This window comes from Streptomyces atratus (genome assembly GCF_014648655.1).
GTDB lineage: Bacteria > Actinomycetota > Actinomycetes > Streptomycetales > Streptomycetaceae > Streptomyces > Streptomyces atratus.
In genome coordinates, this window is the sequence record NZ_BMRN01000002.1 from 101686 (window position 1) to 117309 (window position 15624).

Below are 15624 nucleotides of genomic sequence, written 5' to 3' on the forward strand. Positions count from 1 at the left end.
GGGCTTGATCTTGCCGGCGCGCGGTGGAAACCGGCCCGGCCCGCGATCGAGGACGGAACCGGTCACGTCGAGGACGGAACCGGTCACGTGACGCGGGGAATCCGGGCCGTCCGGCGAGCTCCTACACCCCCGCTTCGGAGACCTCCGCGTGCCGCTCGAGGAATCCCCGTACCTCCGCCGCACCCCGCTGCGGCGCCAGTACCCCCGCCGCCCCCGCCAGCATCGCCCGGATGCGGGACGACTGGACGCGGTCCAGCAGGTCCAGCACCCGGTGGCCCGCCGTCGCCGCCTCTGCGGCCCGGCCCGCCCGGGCCAGGTCCGTGGTCAGCTCGGCCCGGTACAGCGCCAGGTTCCGGGTGAAGTGCGGGTCCTGGAGCCGCGTCGCCCGCAGCGCATGGCGGGCCGCCCGCGACCAGTCGCCCAGCGCCGACCAGCACTGCGCCTCCAGCATCTCCAGCTCCGCCTCCCGGAAGAAGGTCATCCACTCCGGATCGGCGTCGGACGGACCGCGCTCGAACGCGGTGTGCGCCCGGCCGATCGCCCGTTCGCAGCCCGTACGGTCCCCGAGTCCCGCCCGGCCCCCCGCCTCCCGCAGCGCGAGCAGCGCCAGCAGCCGCGGCGAGCCCAGCGGCTGCGCCGCCCGCTGCCCGGCCTCGGCCGCGCGTACGGACTCGCGGGGCCGTCCCGTGTCCCTGGCCAGGAACGAGGTATTGCAGAACGCATGCGCCTCCAGCGCCGCGTCGCTCGCCACCCGCGCCGTGGCCAGCGCCTCCGCATAGTGCGAGCGGGCGTCCTCGAACCGGCCCGAGTCATGGGCCAGCCAGCCCACCGAGATGGCCAGTTCGCCCGCCCCGGCATGCAGCCGGTCGGCCGTGGAGCGCCGGGTGGCGGTTCCGGAGTCGAGCAGCGCGTACGCCGCCCGCAGCGGCTGGGACGCCTTGCGGTACAGGCCGTCACCGCCGTGCCGGTCGTCGAGCAGCCGGATCTGCCGTACGGCCTTCTCGACGGCGCTCACCTCGGCCTCTCCGACCCGGTGCCGGTCGGGCAGGGCGGCGGCGGACGCGCCGTCGAGGCCGAGGCCCAGGGTTGCGGCCGCCATCGCGGTGGTGCCGCTCGTCATGAATACGCGACGCAGCACGTCGCTCTCCTCGTCGGTGTCGCTGTGGGGCGTGGGGGGCGGTGGGGTTTCGGCAGTGGTCCGTGCCCCCCGGCCGCGTACCGATTCGCGCGGTGAGAAGCCCAGGTCCGCCAGGGTGGCGCCGGGGAACATATGCAGGAAGACCCGCTCGTACGCGTAGTTGGGGCAGCGGATCTCGCCGGACTCCACGCGTCCGATGTACCGGGCGTCGCACGCGACCTGCTCGCCGATCTCGCGGGCGGACCTGCGTACCGCAGCGGCGAACTCCCCGGCGGAGCGCGGTCCGCGCAGCCGCCGGAAGGAGAGGTTGGGAACTGCCCCTGTCGACACCATGGCTGAGCCCTCTCTGGTGCAGCCGGGCTCCTGCTTCCGGTGTCCCGGCGGAGCAAGAACGTACCTGTTGTGACGGACCGCAGACGCGGCGTTTGCCTATAAAGGGGATATCTCGCCCGCGATCCGCCATGAACTGCCACCCTTTGCGGCGGCGTGGCACCGTAGCCCTTGACGCCGTCGGCGCGTTGGTCCACATGGAGACGGAATCCGGCTCCGCCCGGCGATGAGAGGAGAGGTCCCTTGTTGCACATCGGCACGGAGACCGGCTCGCGGACGACTGCGACGACCCCGGCCGCAACGGGTGCCACGGCGCCCACCGCGCCCACGGAGGACCACGGCGCCGTACCCTGCGACCTGGTGACCGTCCCGGCACGTCAGGGACTGGAGGCCGTGGACATCCTGCGCCGGGGCGCCGCCCAGGAAGCAGTCGGCCCGGTCCTGCACGACGGCGCCTGCGACACCCTCGGCTTCCTGGTTCCCCCGGGGACCGCCGAGGCATGGGACGTACCGGGCAGCGCCTGTACGCGGACCGACGGCCGCGGGCTGCGCATCCCCGCCGAGCCGCCCGTCACCGGCAGCGGCTGGCTGCTGCCGCCCGAGGAGGACGCCCCGGTCACCGACCCGGCCGTGCTGCGGGCCGCTCTCGACCAGGCGGCCCGGCTGATCGAGGCGGCCGACAACTGCCGCTGACCGCGGGCTCCCCGCCCGCGCGCTCATAATGGGCCGGTGGCCGGGTTTCCCCGGCACGGCCGGTTCCCTGCCGGCCCGGAGCGATGAGCAGTGAGCAGGCACGAGCAGCAGTGGCACGTCGAGGAGCGTCGAGCGCAGGCGCGGGCGCCCGTAAGAGGTCCGACCGCAAGGCCGACGGCAGGACCGGACGCGGGACCGGGCGCAGGACGGAACCCCTCGCCGAACCGGTGGACGGCGGTCTCGCCGAGCTGGTGCCCGACCGGGAGCGCCCGCATGCCTGGACGCTGACGCTCGACGGAGCCCCCCAGTCCCATGTGGACCTCGACGACCCCACGTATCTGTCCTTCGAGTACCAGCGCAGGATCGGCCACATCGCCGACCTCGTCGCACCCCCTGGGCAGCCCCTGCACGTGGTGCACCTGGGCGGCGGAGCCTTCACGCTCGCCCGCTACATCGCCGCGACCCGGCCCCGCTCCACCCAGCAGATCGTCGAGGTGGACGCCGCGCTCGTCCAACTGGTCCGCCGGGAGCTGCCGCTGGACCCGCAGGCCAGGATCCGGGTCCGGGCCATCGATGCCCGCGCCGGGCTAGGGAAGATCCAGGACGGCTGGGCGGACCTCGTCATCGCGGATGTGTTCAGCGGGGCCCGTACCCCCGCGCACCTCACCAGCACCGAGTTCCTCGCCGAGGTGCGCCGGGTCCTGAAGCCCGGCGGGAGTTACGTGGCCAACCTCGCGGACGGCCCGCCGCTGACCCATCTGCGCGGCCAGATCGCCACCGCGGCCACGGTCTTCCCCGAACTGGCGCTCGCCGCCGACCCGACCGTCTGGCGCGGCCGTCGCTTCGGCAACGCCGTGCTGCTCGCCTCGGATCTGCCGCTGAAGGTCGCGGAGCTGAGCCGCCGGGTCGCGACCGACCCGCACCCCGGACGCGTCGAACACGGGCGGGCGCTCGCCGACTTCACCGGCGGCGCGGCGGCGGTGAGCGACGCGGACGCCAGGCCTTCACCGGCTCCGCCGCCGTCGGCGTTCGGGTAGTGCGGGCACCATGAATGTTCGCCGGGGCCGGCGACACGCCGGTCGATGTTCGCAGAGGTTGAATCTCAAGCTCACTGCTTGAGGCTTGACATCAGGTCACGCATGTCGCTGATCATGGCCGATTGGTGCGGGGACAGGTCAGGGATGTCCGGCCCATCACCGGCCTCGGATTCGCGGCGGTCGTCGCCGTGGTGCTGCGTGATGGCGAAGATAGTCAGCGTGAGGACCGCTCCGCCCTCCAGTACCCGCAGCTCCGAGTCACCGTCCCGGGTCAGCAGATACGCCTTGTCGCCAAGTTCCGGAACTGTCTCCAGCTTCGCTTCAGGATCGACGCCGAGATCAGTCACTCCTCGCCGCGCCTCGAATTCGCCGCCGGGGTCGGTCTTCTTGTGCAGTGCCACCGTGATTCCGACGGTGTATTCGATGGACCAGCCGTTCCCGGGCCGCTCCGCCCCGGCCTGAGACCGAAGAGGGATGAAGCACCGGATCTGGTCGAGGGCGGCATGGTTCAACAGCCCTGATTTGGTCTCGGTGGTGGGCTCTCTCGGTGCGATCGCCGCGCCGATCGACTTCAGCTGTAAAGCTGGGCAAGGGTCTTGGCCCAGCTGGTACCCATGCATGTCCGGCTTCCGATCGCCTACTCCATACAGGAACAGCGCCGCCGCCCAGAGGGCCGATGCCATTACCACCCCGCCCAGCGCCCACGGCCACGGCCTTCGCGGCCGACGTTCCCCGACGAACTCCCGGTCGAAGCCGCCCATCACCTCGCGGGTTTCAACCCCACCGAACTCCCCCGCCATCTCCGGCTCGGAAATCATCCTGCTCCCCCTCGGTCGCGCCTTGTGCCTTCGTCGTGATGATCGCAGCACTGACTCCGTTCCCGCAGAGCCAAGCAGACGGATCCCGGACACGGGGAACCTATGCGGCCACAGCACCGGAGAAGGCTCAACTGCACGACCTCGACCTGTGGCGGACAGTCGTTCCAGGTGCAGAAGACCGACACCACCCGGCCGCCGTCCTGGCCGAAGTCCACCCGGATCCAGGTCGAGTCCGTCCAGACCTGCATCGACCAGTTGGGCGCCGGTGCGGCAGAGACCAGCTTCGCCCAGTCCTTGCCGACCTCGAAGACGATCCGGCCGCCGTCCGTTCCATAGCTCTTCACCGTGCCCTGACGCGGGGCGGAACGGGCGGGCGAGGGGCTGTTGCCCGCCGGGGTGAGGGACGGCTGCCGGGACGGGGAAACGGACCGCGGCGGTCGTGGTCGCCTTCGCCGTACCGCTCGGTCTCGTCATCAAGGAGAGTCCGCCCTTTCCGTCGCCCCCGGCGCCCCCGTGATGGTGCGTCGGGTTCGGAGACAGAACGCGGATACGCCCCCGGCCGCCCTCACCGCGAGACACCGCGTTCACCTTCCGGCGGGCGGTCGGGTGTGAATCGGGGATGACCAAGACCGCTCCGGGGGTGGGCGGAAATGCGGCGCGGGCGCGGCGGCTCGGCGTGACCGGCGAGTCGATCCCTCCTCGATAAGCCCTTGTCCTGCGCCTTTTCGGAACCGCGTGAGTCCTCGGCCGGTGCCCGCGGGATATGGCAAGACGTGGGCGGGACACGGTCTCGTGACTTGAAGGACACACTCGGGCAACGGAAGCGTCTTCAACTCTTGACACTCACCCCCTCAAGGCAGGAACCTTCCGACATCGACGCATGGGAGCGCTCCCATATCGTGCGGGGATTTCCCGCTCGAACGGCACTGCCCGTGTCCTCCCCCCTGAACCAGTCGGCACCCGCACTCACAGCGCGTATGCCACGCAGTCAGAACGCCAGTCCCACCCTGGAACAAGGAGTAGTGGAATGCGCATCACCCGCACCGTCGCCGGCCGGAGCCGCAGAGTCGCGGTTCTGGTCACCACGGGCCTGACAGCTTCGGCCCTGTTGCTGACCGGCTGCAGCAGCGATTCGGATTCATCGGACAACACGGGCTCCGATGCGAACGGGAAGATCACGCTGACCGTCGCCGACTTCGGGCAGTTCGGCTACAAGGAAGCCGGTCTCTTCGCCAAGTACCACGAGCTGCACCCGAACATCACGGTCAAGGAAGACGTCACCTCCGACGAGAAGGTCTACTACCCCAAACTGCTCCAGCAGCTGAACTCGGGCAGCGGTCTCGCCGACGTCCAGGGCATCGAGGTCGGCCGGATCAAGGAGATCGTCGACACCAAGGCGGACCGGTTCGCCGACCTGAGCAAGGTCATCGACGTCAACGAGTGGGTGTCCTGGAAGGAGAAGCAGGCCACCACGGCCGACGGCGCGGTGATCGGCGCGGGCACCGACATCGGTCCGATGTCGCTCTGCTACAACACCGAGCTCTTCAAGAAGGCCGGTCTGCCGACCGACCGTGAGGAGGTTGCCCAGAAGGTCGCCGGCGGCTGGGAGGACTACCTCAAGCTCGGTGAGGAGTACAAGAAGAACGCGCCCGAGGGTACGTACTTCATGGACTCCGCCAGCGCGATGTTCAACGCCGTGGTGAGCTCGAACGCGAAGCAGTACTACGACGAGAGCGGCAAGGCGATCTACAAGGACAGCCCCAGCGTCAAGCAGGGCTGGGACCTGGCGGCCGAGGCAGCGTCGAAGAAGCTGACGCAGGGCCTCGCCCAGTTCACCGACCCGTGGAAGGCCGGCCTGCGCAAGGGCACGATCGCCACCGTGGCCTGCCCCGCGTGGATGGCCGGTCAGATCTCGATCAACTCCGGTGACGCCAACAAGGGCAAGTGGAACATCACCACCGCTCCCGGTGCGACCGCCGCCAACTGGGGCGGCTCGTTCCTCTCCGTGCCCAAGTCGGGCAAGCACGTCGACGAGGCCACCGAGCTCGTCAAGTGGCTGACCGCCCCCGAGCAGCAGGCCGCGGTCTTCAAGGCGATCGGCAGCTTCCCGTCCAACAAGGGCGCGTACGACCTGCCGGACGTGAAGAACGCGAAGCTCCCCTACTTCAACGACGCGCCGATCGGCCAGATCTACGCCGATGAGGCCAAGTCCATCCCCGAGACGGTTCTCGGCCCGAAGGACGGCGTGATCAAGGACAGCATCTCCACCCAGATCAACAACATGGAGCAGCGCGGCACCAGCCCGGACGACGCGTGGAAGGCCGCGACCAACGTGGTCGACAAGGCGATCGGCTGATCGGCGCCGGTGCGGGCGGCCCCCAGGAGCCGCCCGCACCGGCACGCGCCCGGCCCAGCCCCTTACCCGGGCACCCCTCGTACAGGGCAACCCAGCAACGCAGGGAAGGACTCCCGCCCGTGGCCACCTCCACTCCCACCCCGGACGCATACGCCCCGCCACCCGGCGGTTCCCAGAAGACACCGGCGGCCCCCCGCCGGCACACATGGCGGAGCCGGCTGTGGCGGTTCGACGACAAGGCGTCGCCGTACGCCTACATAGCCCCGTTCTTCCTCGTCTTCGGCGCCTTCGGGCTCTATCCGCTTCTCTACACCGGCTGGATCGCCCTGCACCGGGTCGAGATGACCGGCATGAACCAGATGGAGTGGGTCGGCTGGGACAACTTCGACAAGATCCTGCATGACAGCGAGTTCTGGACCGCCGTCACCAACACCTTCCTCATCGGCGTCATGTCCACGGTCCCGCAACTGCTGGTCGCGCTCGGCCTGGCCCACCTGCTGAACTACAAGCTGCGCGCCAGCACCTTCTGGCGGACGGTCATCCTCACCCCGTACGCCACGTCCGTGGCCTCCGCGGCCCTCGTCTTCGCCCTGGTCTTCCGGGCCGACGGCGGCCTGTTGAACTGGGCGCTGGAGTTCGTCGGCCTCGGCCACACCAACTGGGCCAACGGCCACTGGACGTCGAAGATCGCGATCTCCGTCATCGTGATCTGGCGTTGGACGGGCTACAACACCCTGATCTATCTGGCCGCCATGCAGGCCGTACCGGCCGATCTGTACGAGGCCGCGTCACTCGACGGCGCATCGCGCTGGCAGCAGTTCCGCAAGGTGACCATCCCCTCGCTGCGGCCCACGATCCTGTTCACGATCGTCATCTCGACCATCGGCTCCATGCAGTTGTTCGGCGAGCCCCTGCTGCTGGAGGGCGGCACCCTCGGAGCCACCGGCGGCAACGAGAATCAGTACGAGACGCTCAGCGTCTACCTCTACAACTACGGCTGGAATCTGGGGCACCTCGGTCCGGCCGCCGCAGTGGCCTGGGCGATGCTCGCCCTCCTGCTGATCATCGCCGCGGTCAACTGGCTCATCGGCCGCTTCGTACGCAAATCCGCGGTCTGACCGGGAGCGATTTCCATGACCATGACCAGCCCCATCAAAGCCCCGGAGCTCGGCCTCCCGCAGCCGGCCCACCGGGCGACGCGGCGCCCGATCCGCTTCAGGCCGGGCGCGGGCCAGCAGTTGCGGGGCGGCCCGTTCGCCTATGCCGCGCTGGCCGTCGTCGGCATCGGTTCGCTCCTGCCGCTCTACTGGACTTTGGTGGCCGCGTCCCACACCCAGGACGAAGTTCTCGCCACCACACCGCCGTTCGTGCCCGGCGGGCGGCTGATGCACAACCTCGACGCCGCCTGGAGCCAGGCGCACCTCGGCAGGGCGATCGTCAACAGCGTCATCGTCTCCGGCTGCATCACGGCGGCGACACTCTTCTTCTGCACCCTGGCCGGCTACGCCTTCGCCAAGATGCGCTTCAGGGGCCGTGGCGGACTGATGACCGCGGTCGTCGCCACGCTCACGATCCCGCCGCAGCTCAGCGTCGTCCCGCTGTTCATGATGATGTCCGACATCGGCTGGGGCGGAAAGCTGGAGTCGGTGATCTTCCCGACCCTGGTGAGCGCGTTCGGGGTGTTCTTCATGCGGCAGTACCTGACCGAGGCGCTGCCCTACGAACTCATCGAGGCCGCCAAGGTCGACGGCGCGAACAACTTCCGCATCGTGCGGAGCGTGGTGCTCCCGGTTGCCCGCCCCGCGATGACGGTGCTGGGGATGCTCACCTTCGTACAGGCGTGGAACGACTTCTTCTGGCCCTACCTCGCCCTCAATCAGCAAAACCCCACGCTCCAGGTGGCCCTCGGCCAGCTGAGCGCCTCCTACACCCCCGACCAGAGCATCGTGATGGCGGGCGCCCTGATCAGCACGCTGCCGCTGCTCGTGGTCTTCGTGATCTTCGGCAAGCAGATCGTCGGAGGGATCATGTCCGGCGCCGTCAAGGGATGACACCGCGTCACCCGCTTTTCCCCGGACTCTCCGTACGGCCTGTTCCCTGACCGCAGGCCGTACGGGCCCCCGCAGCTCCACCCCGTACCTGCCCCTGTTCGTCCACCCCTGGGAGCGCTCCCGCATGACTGCTGCACGACCCGACATCGCCCCGAAGCAGGCGCCCGAGGCAACGGACTTCCCGACCGGTTTCGTCTGGGGGGCGGCCACCGCCGCCTACCAGGTCGAGGGTGCCGCCGCCGAGGACGGCCGCACCCCTTCCATCTGGGACACCTTCAGCCGCACACCGGGCAAGGTCCGCAACGGTGACACCGGTGACATCGCGGCCGACCACTACCATCGCTACCGCGACGACGTGCAGCTGATGAAGCAACTGGGCCTGAAGGCCTACCGCTTCTCCATCTCCTGGTCCCGGGTGCAGCCCACCGGGCGGGGCCCCGCCGTCGAACGCGGTCTGGACTTCTACCGCAGGCTCGTCGACGAGCTGCTCGAAGCCGGCATCACCCCTGTCGCCACGCTCTACCACTGGGACCTTCCCCAGGAGTTGGAGGATGCGGGCGGCTGGCCGCAGCGCGTCACCACCGATCGGTTCGCCGACTACACAGCCATCATGGCCGGCGCCCTCGGCGACCGCGTCGGCATGTGGACCACGTTCAACGAGCCGTGGTGCTCGGCCTTCCTCGGATACGGCTCCGGTGTGCACGCTCCCGGCCGCACCGAGGCCGCGTCCGCACTGCGGGCGGCCCACCACCTCAACCTCGCCCACGGCCGGGCGATCGAGGTTCTGCGTGGTCAACTCCCCGCCGGCGCGCAGACCTCGGCCACCCTCAATCTCCACCAGGTCCGCCCGCTGACCGACAGTGCGGCCGACGCGGACGCCGCCCGCCGGATCGACGCGGTGGGCAACCGGGTGTTCACCGGACCGATGCTGCGCGGTGAGTACCCCGAGGACCTGATCGCCGACACCTCGCACATCGTCGACTGGTCGCAGCTGGTCCACGACGGCGACCTGGCCGCGATCTCCCGTCCGGTCGACGTCCTGGGCATCAACTACTACACGCCTACGCTGGTTTCCACGCCCGCCGAGGGCGCCGGCGACTCGCGCAACGACGGCCACGGCAACAGTGACCACTCCCCGTGGCCCGGCTCCGAGCATGTGGCCTTCCACCTTGCCGAGGGGAAGGAGCGCACCGCGATGAACTGGGCGATCGACCCCAACGGCCTGTACAACCTGCTGATGGACGTCACCCGTGACCACCCCGGGCTGCCGCTGATGGTCACCGAGAACGGCGCGGCCTTCGACGACTACGTCTCGCCCGAGGGGCGGGTCGAGGACCCCGAGCGGATCGAGTACCTGCACGGCCACCTCGACGCCGTGCAGCGAGCCATCGCCGACGGCGCGGACGTCCGCGGCTACTTCCTGTGGTCGCTGATGGACAACTTCGAGTGGGGGTACGGGTACTCCAAGCGCTTCGGTGCGGTGTACGTGGACTACGCGTCCCAGCGCCGCATCCCCAAGGCGAGCGCCCACTGGTACGCCGATGTGATCCGCCGCCACGCACTGCCCCCGGTCACCGATCTGCGCTGACCCGTACACCCTCCTTCCGGGACCCGGCCGCCGTGCCGGGTCTCCGCCGTTTCCGCCCGGCTGCCGGGGCGACGGACCGAGGCGCGGCGCCGCCGTACGATGGGAGCGCTCCCAAAAATGATGTGCGCAGAGGCCGCCGGGCCCGGACGAGCGTCGAGGGATCGAGCACCAGGACTTGGTTCGGTTATCCGACTGTGAGAAATTGACCGCGAACGGGAGGCAGCCATGACGGCAGCGCGAGTACGGAGCGGCGGGCGGCCCACGCTCGAAGAGGTCGCGGCACGGGCGGGGGTGGGGCGCGGCACGGCCTCGCGGGTCATCAACGGCTCCCCACGGGTCAGCGCGCACACCCGCGAGGCGGTGGAGGCGGCCGTCGCCGAACTGGGGTACGTGCCCAATCGCGCGGCCCGCGCGCTCGCCGGGAACCGTACCGACGCCATCGCCCTCGTCGTGCCGGAGCCGGAGACCCGTTTCTTCGCCGAGCCGTACTTCTCCGACATCGTCCGTGGTGTCGGCGCGGCGCTCGCGGACACCGACATGCAGCTGCTGCTCACTCTCGTCGGCAGCGACCGCGAGCGCCGGCGGCTGGCCCAGTATCTGACCGCGCACCGCGTCGACGGAGTGCTGCTGGTCTCCGTCCACGCCGGCGACCCGCTCCCGGACCTGCTGGAGCAGCTCGGCATGCCGGCCGTGATGAGCGGCCGCAGATCCGCCTCCGAACCGCTCGCCTCGGTCGACTCCGACAACTTCGAGGGCGCCCGCGCAGCCGTCGACCATCTGATCTCCCGGGGCCGCCGCTCCATCGCCACGATCACCGGGCGCCTCGATGTCTACGGTGCCCGGCGCCGACTCGACGGCTACCGCAAGGCGGTCTCCGCGGCCGGTCTCGGACCGGATGAGCAGCTGATCGCCCCCGCCGACTTCACCGAGGAGGGCGGCGCACAGGCCATGCGCGATCTGCTCGCCCGCCGCCCCGACGTCGACGCGGTCTTCGCCGCCTCCGACGTCATGGCCGCAGGGGCCCGCCAGGTGCTGCGCGAGGCCGGCCGGCGCATCCCGGACGATGTGGCCCTCATCGGCTTCGACGACTCGGCCGTGGCCCGTCACATGGACCCGGCGCTCACCAGCGTGCGCCAGCCGATCGAGGAGATGGGTCGCACGATGGCCCGCGTACTGCTCCAGGAGATCGCGGGTGAGAACCAGGAGCGGCCGCAGATCGTGCTCCCCACGGAACTGATCGTCCGCGACTCCTCGTGACGATCGTCACACGGCCGTCGGTGAGGGTGGTTCAGACACGAGAAGGGCCCCGGTCATTGACCGGGGCCCTTCCCTTCAGGGTGAGTAACGGGACTCGAACCCGCGACATCCTGGACCACAACCAGGTGCTCTACCATCTGAGCTATACCCACCATGCCCGGTCTTTTTCTGACCGGCCGAGAAAAAGTGTACAGGGTCCGAGAGGGTGCTCGCGCCCCAGTTGTTCAGCCGCTGATCCCGGCCCCCGAAAGGCCCGTGACCAGCGGCATCGCAACGTCCTACGGAGTGGGCGGCGCGACACGTGCCGCGATCGCCTTGGCGCGCTCCGAGTCCGGCCCGGGCTGCGGCACGAAGATCGCCTCGCGGTAGTAACGCAGCTCCGTGATGGAGTCACGGATGTCCGCGAGTGCCCGGTGGTTGCCGTTCTTGTCCGGACTGTTGAAGTACGCCCTCGGGTACCAGCGGCGCGCCAGCTCCTTGATCGAGGACACATCGACGATCCGGTAGTGGAGGTAGCCCTCCAGAGCCGACATGTCCCGCGCCAGGAAGCCGCGGTCGGTGGAGACCGAGTTCCCGCAGAGCGGGGCCTTGCCGGGCTCCTTCACATGCTCGCGGACATAGGCCAGCACCTGGGCCTCGGCGTCGGCCAGGGTGGTGCCCTGGGCCAGCTCGTCGAGGAGACCCGAGGCGGTGTGCATCTGGCGCACCACCTCGGGCATCGTCTCCAGGGCCGTGTCCGGCGGGCGGATCACGATGTCCACCCCTTCGCCGAGCACGTTCAGCTCCGAGTCGGTGACCAGTGCGGCCACCTCGATGAGTGCGTCTTCCGTCAACGAGAGCCCGGTCATCTCGCAGTCGATCCACACCATGCGATCGTTCATGACCCCACCCTACGGGGCACTCCGTTGACCCGGCAGGGTCGGGCGCCCGGCGGAGTACGCGTCGGGGCCCGGTTTCCCGTGCTCCGGCTGCCCCGCCCCGACCGTCGCCGACGTGACGGCATGCGGACCCGGTGGGGTGGCCGCAGCCGTGGCACGCCGGCCCGCCGAGATGCCCTGCGCGGGCACGACCGGGTCGATCGCCGGGGCGAGGGTCTCCGTGCCACCGCCCTGCGGACGGCGGGCCCGGTAGGCGGCCCGGTACGCGGCGGGGGAGGAGCCCAGCTGGCGCCGGAAGTGCCCGCGCAGCGCGACCGGCGAGCGGAAGCCGCAACGGCCCGCGACCTCGTCGACCGAGTGCTCGGACGTCTCCAGCAGCCGCTGTGCCTGCAGCACCCGCTGGGTGATCAGCCACTGGAGCGGTGCGCTGCCGGTGAGCGAGCGGAACCTCCGGTCAAAGGTCCGCCTGCTCATGTAGGCGCGCGCGGCCAGTGTCTCCACGTCGAACTGCTCGTGGAGATGCTCCAGCGCCCAGGCCACGACCTCGGCGAGCGGGTCGGAGCCGATCTCCTCAGGTAAAGACCTGTCGAGGTAGCGCTCCTGACCGCCACTGCGCCGCGACGGTACGACGAGCCGGCGGGCCAGTGCCCCGGCGGCCTCCGTGCCGTGGTCCGTGCGGACGATGTGCAGACAGAGATCGATCCCGGCCGCCGTCCCGGCGGAGGTGAGCACATCGCCGTCGTCGACGAAGAGCTCGCGCGGATCGACATGCACCGACGGATATCGCTTGGCCAGCGTCGGTGCGTACATCCAGTGTGTGGTCGCCGGGCGGCCGTCCAGCAGACCGGCGGCGGCGAGCACGAACGCGCCGGTGCACAGCCCGACGATGCGGGCCCCTTCCTCGTGGGCGCGGCGCAGCGCGTCCAGCGCCTCTGCGGGTGGCGGCGAGGTGATCGAGCGCCAGGCGGGCACCACGACGGTGCCTGCCCTGCTGATCGCCTCCAGCCCGTAGGGCGCGGTCAGTTCGAGTCCCCCGGTGGTCCGCAGCGGTCCCTCTTCCCCGCCGCAGACGAGGAGTCGGTAGCGCGGAACTCCCGCGTCCTGGCGGTCGATTCCGAACACGGAGAGCGGGATCGAGCTCTCGAAGATGGGGCCGCCGCTGAACAGCAGTACGGCGACGACTTCTCGTCGTCGTCGCCCACTGAGCTTCCGTACAGCCTCCGTTGCGGCGGCGGAGTCCTGGCTCATGACGCTAAGCCCCCCTCGGTGTTCGCGTCTCCCTGGTCCTTACGGGCCTGTCGCTCCTGCACTTTTCCCCTCGGTCCTGCATGAGTCCCCGTCTTCGATACTCAAGATCGAATCTACTGCGTCCCGTGGTGCCGGAGTGACAAGTTCACCAACCGGCGTTATGTCGACAAGGCAACTTGGCGGGAAGCATTCGATCACGAAGGGTTTCATCCTGCGGCCGTGCAGGGAAGTGCGCCTCGCCTTCATGGCCCGTCCCCGTCGGGTGGAAGCGTACCGCGCGGTCTCTTCCTGCCTGGTGGCAAGGGGGTTGATCGGCCAATTCGGCAAGGAAGCGATAGGGGTGTGAAGTTGGCTGAAAATAGACGGTTGTGCGTACGTGATTCGGTCAGTCGACCGGCGCACAACCCCGATGGGCGGCCGCTTCCTTGCGCCCCCTCGGCAGGTCGGACAGCCGATCGTACGGAATGACGTGGTGCGCCGGCGGGCAGCGGGATCCCGACCGGCGGGCCGATATCGGTCCGCCGGCCGGGCGGAGAGCTCCGGACGGGGCGGACGTGCCGGGGTCGGTGCGGCGTGACTCTTGGGGGTGGGCCGCCGGCCCGGCGCCCGGCGGCGGAGCGGTGATCCACACCGGGGGTGCGGCGGTCCCGGTGCGCCGTGGAGCGGGTGACGGATACGGCCCCGTCCGGTCACCGAGGGCAGTCGCTTCGGCCCGTCGACGTCGATGTACAGCGCAACCGGCATTGCCATACGGGTCCGCCTCGGGCATGCTCCGTGAAACGTCGCACGCGCTTTGCGTGGGTCTGGGCAGTGGAGGAGTGGCGCCGTACCCTTGGGGGTAAGGGGTTGGGAAGATGATTCCCGGACACCGCAACACCGCCCGCTGACGCACCTTCCCCAAGTCGCTCTCCTCACGAGGACTCTCTTCGCCGAGACACCGATGGCCGGTCACGAAATCCCCGAACCCGCCGACCGCAAGCAGGTGGCCGACCCCATGTCGGACCCGCAGGCGGTCGAAGAGACACGTCATTCCTGCGACCCCGCCTTCCGGCATGGGGTCGTGGTCGGCTTCGACGGCTCGACGTCCAGTGAGCGCGCCCTCGCATACGCCATCGGCATGGCCCGAAGATCAGGTTCCGGCCTGATCATCGTCCATGTCGCCAATCGGCTGCCGACCACTGTCTGGGCAGGCTGCGAGCCGCCCGTCTTCGTCGACGTGCCCGACCACCGCACCGAGGTGCTCGGCCTGGAGCTCGCCTGCGCGGACTACCTCTCCGAGGTTCCCTGGGTGCTCGTCGAGCGCGGCGGGGACATCTGTCACGAGCTGGAGGAGGTCGGCCGGGAGTACTCGGCCGACGCCATCGTCGTCGGCTCCACGCACGGCATCGTCGGCCGCATCTTCGGCTCGGTGGCGGGGCGCCTCGCGCGGCGCGCGCAGCGCCCGGTCGTCGTCATTCCCTGAGCGTTCCCCGTCCCGGACGCCCCTGCCGTCACCCCTGTCACCGGTTCCGGACCCGTCAGTCGACGTGGCGTCAACTCGCCTGTGGAAACCGGCAATCTACCGATGCGTAGAGGTGGATTGTGCGCTTGTGAAGGGTACATAAGGGTCACTGGGAAGCAGGACCACTGCATGTGAAGGGAGCCCGCCGTGGACAATGACGTCTCTGCGGGAAGCACCAGCACCTCTACCCTCGGCCATCTCGCCCTGGGAATCACCCTGTTGGCGTTCGGTATCGGTCACACCGGGGTCGTGGACGGCGTGACGGCGGCCGACGCCGTCTCGCTCGCGCTGTATGTCGGCGGTATCGCCCTGTTCGTCGCCGGTCTCCTGGAGCTTCGCGCGGGAAGCGGCTTCACCGGCACGGCCTTCGCCGGGCTCGGTGCCTTCTGGTTCACCTGGGGCACCGGTGCCGACGCGCATGTCTCCGGCCATGCGGCAGGGCTGTTCCTGCTGCTCTGGGCCCTGTTCGCGCTCAGCCTGACCCTCGGCGCGGCCGGTGGCGGTCTGCTCGCCCAGGGGATGTACGCACTGTTGTTCCTCGCGCTTCTGCTCCTGGGTGTCGGGCAGTTCGCGGGCAGCGGGAGCCTGGTCAAGGCGGGTGGCTGGCTCGCCGCGGTGTCGGGTCTCGCCGCCTGGTACGGGGCGACGGCGGCGCTGGCCAACTGGCCCACGGCGCTGCCGGGGCGTGCTGCCGGCCGAGGGGTGACGGCCACCGGCTGAGGCAGCGAC

General features: G+C 69.8%; 14 protein-coding genes and 1 tRNA gene. 10 read left to right on the forward strand and 5 right to left on the reverse strand.

What is annotated here, in order from left to right; genetic code table 11:
* Positions 1–121: 121 nt before the first annotated feature.
* Positions 122–1471: an NsdA family TPR-like regulatory protein gene (locus tag IEZ15_RS03485; RefSeq protein WP_189274137.1), complete on the reverse strand. Its 1350-nt coding sequence runs from the start codon at positions 1469–1471 to the stop codon at positions 122–124.
* 240 nt (positions 1472–1711) lie between these two features.
* Here IEZ15_RS03485 and IEZ15_RS03490 point away from each other — a divergent pair, with 240 nt between their 5' ends.
* On the forward strand, positions 1712–2161 hold the full coding sequence (locus IEZ15_RS03490; RefSeq protein ID WP_189274139.1) for a hypothetical protein: 450 nt from the start codon (positions 1712–1714) through the stop codon (positions 2159–2161).
* Between the two features lie 110 nt (positions 2162–2271).
* Positions 2272–3198 (forward strand): spermidine synthase, encoded by a 927-nt coding sequence (locus IEZ15_RS03495; RefSeq protein WP_189274141.1) that lies wholly within the window; start codon positions 2272–2274, stop codon positions 3196–3198.
* A 71-nt stretch (positions 3199–3269) separates the two neighbouring features.
* Here IEZ15_RS03495 and IEZ15_RS03500 read toward each other — a convergent pair whose 3' ends face one another.
* Positions 3270–4016 (reverse strand): hypothetical protein, encoded by a 747-nt coding sequence (locus IEZ15_RS03500; RefSeq protein WP_189274143.1) that lies wholly within the window; start codon positions 4014–4016, stop codon positions 3270–3272.
* 168 nt (positions 4017–4184) lie between these two features.
* On the opposite strand from IEZ15_RS03500, the gene IEZ15_RS03505 reads away from it, so the two are divergent.
* From IEZ15_RS03505 to IEZ15_RS03530, 6 genes are all read left to right on the forward strand, one after another.
* The gene (locus IEZ15_RS03505) at positions 4185–4352 is read left to right on the forward strand and encodes a hypothetical protein (RefSeq protein ID WP_189274145.1); all 168 of its coding nucleotides are present in this window, start codon (positions 4185–4187) and stop codon (positions 4350–4352) included.
* A 691-nt stretch (positions 4353–5043) separates the two neighbouring features.
* Positions 5044–6372, forward strand: a complete 1329-nt coding sequence (locus tag IEZ15_RS03510; RefSeq protein WP_189274147.1) for an ABC transporter substrate-binding protein — start codon at positions 5044–5046, stop codon at positions 6370–6372.
* A gap of 119 nt (positions 6373–6491) precedes the next feature.
* Positions 6492–7490: a carbohydrate ABC transporter permease gene (locus IEZ15_RS03515; RefSeq protein ID WP_189274149.1), complete on the forward strand. Its 999-nt coding sequence runs from the start codon at positions 6492–6494 to the stop codon at positions 7488–7490.
* A gap of 15 nt (positions 7491–7505) precedes the next feature.
* Positions 7506–8423, forward strand: a complete 918-nt coding sequence (locus tag IEZ15_RS03520) for a carbohydrate ABC transporter permease (RefSeq protein ID WP_189274151.1) — start codon at positions 7506–7508, stop codon at positions 8421–8423.
* A 124-nt stretch (positions 8424–8547) separates the two neighbouring features.
* Entirely contained in the window at positions 8548–10011 is a 1464-nt protein-coding gene (locus IEZ15_RS03525; RefSeq protein WP_189274153.1) for a GH1 family beta-glucosidase, read from the forward strand.
* A gap of 225 nt (positions 10012–10236) precedes the next feature.
* Positions 10237–11268: a LacI family DNA-binding transcriptional regulator gene (locus IEZ15_RS03530; RefSeq protein WP_189274154.1), complete on the forward strand. Its 1032-nt coding sequence runs from the start codon at positions 10237–10239 to the stop codon at positions 11266–11268.
* Between the two features lie 79 nt (positions 11269–11347).
* On the opposite strand, the gene IEZ15_RS03535 is transcribed toward IEZ15_RS03530, so the two are convergent.
* From IEZ15_RS03535 to IEZ15_RS03545, 3 genes are all read right to left on the reverse strand, one after another.
* Positions 11348–11420, reverse strand: a tRNA-His gene (locus IEZ15_RS03535).
* Between the two features lie 126 nt (positions 11421–11546).
* Positions 11547–12149: an oligoribonuclease gene (gene orn, locus IEZ15_RS03540; protein ID WP_114244651.1), complete on the reverse strand. Its 603-nt coding sequence runs from the start codon at positions 12147–12149 to the stop codon at positions 11547–11549.
* A gap of 9 nt (positions 12150–12158) precedes the next feature.
* Positions 12159–13394 (reverse strand): helix-turn-helix domain-containing protein, encoded by a 1236-nt coding sequence (locus IEZ15_RS03545; protein WP_189274156.1) that lies wholly within the window; start codon positions 13392–13394, stop codon positions 12159–12161.
* A 940-nt stretch (positions 13395–14334) separates the two neighbouring features.
* On the opposite strand from IEZ15_RS03545, the gene IEZ15_RS03550 reads away from it, so the two are divergent.
* Both IEZ15_RS03550 and IEZ15_RS03555 read left to right on the forward strand, forming a co-directional pair.
* A complete protein-coding gene (locus IEZ15_RS03550) occupies positions 14335–14856 on the forward strand; it encodes a universal stress protein (RefSeq protein ID WP_072489220.1) in 522 nt (173 codons plus the stop codon).
* Between the two features lie 186 nt (positions 14857–15042).
* Complete coding sequence (locus tag IEZ15_RS03555; RefSeq protein WP_189274158.1) at positions 15043–15615, forward strand: acetate uptake transporter; 573 nt, start codon at positions 15043–15045, stop codon at positions 15613–15615.
* The last annotated feature ends 9 nt before the right edge of the window (positions 15616–15624 follow it).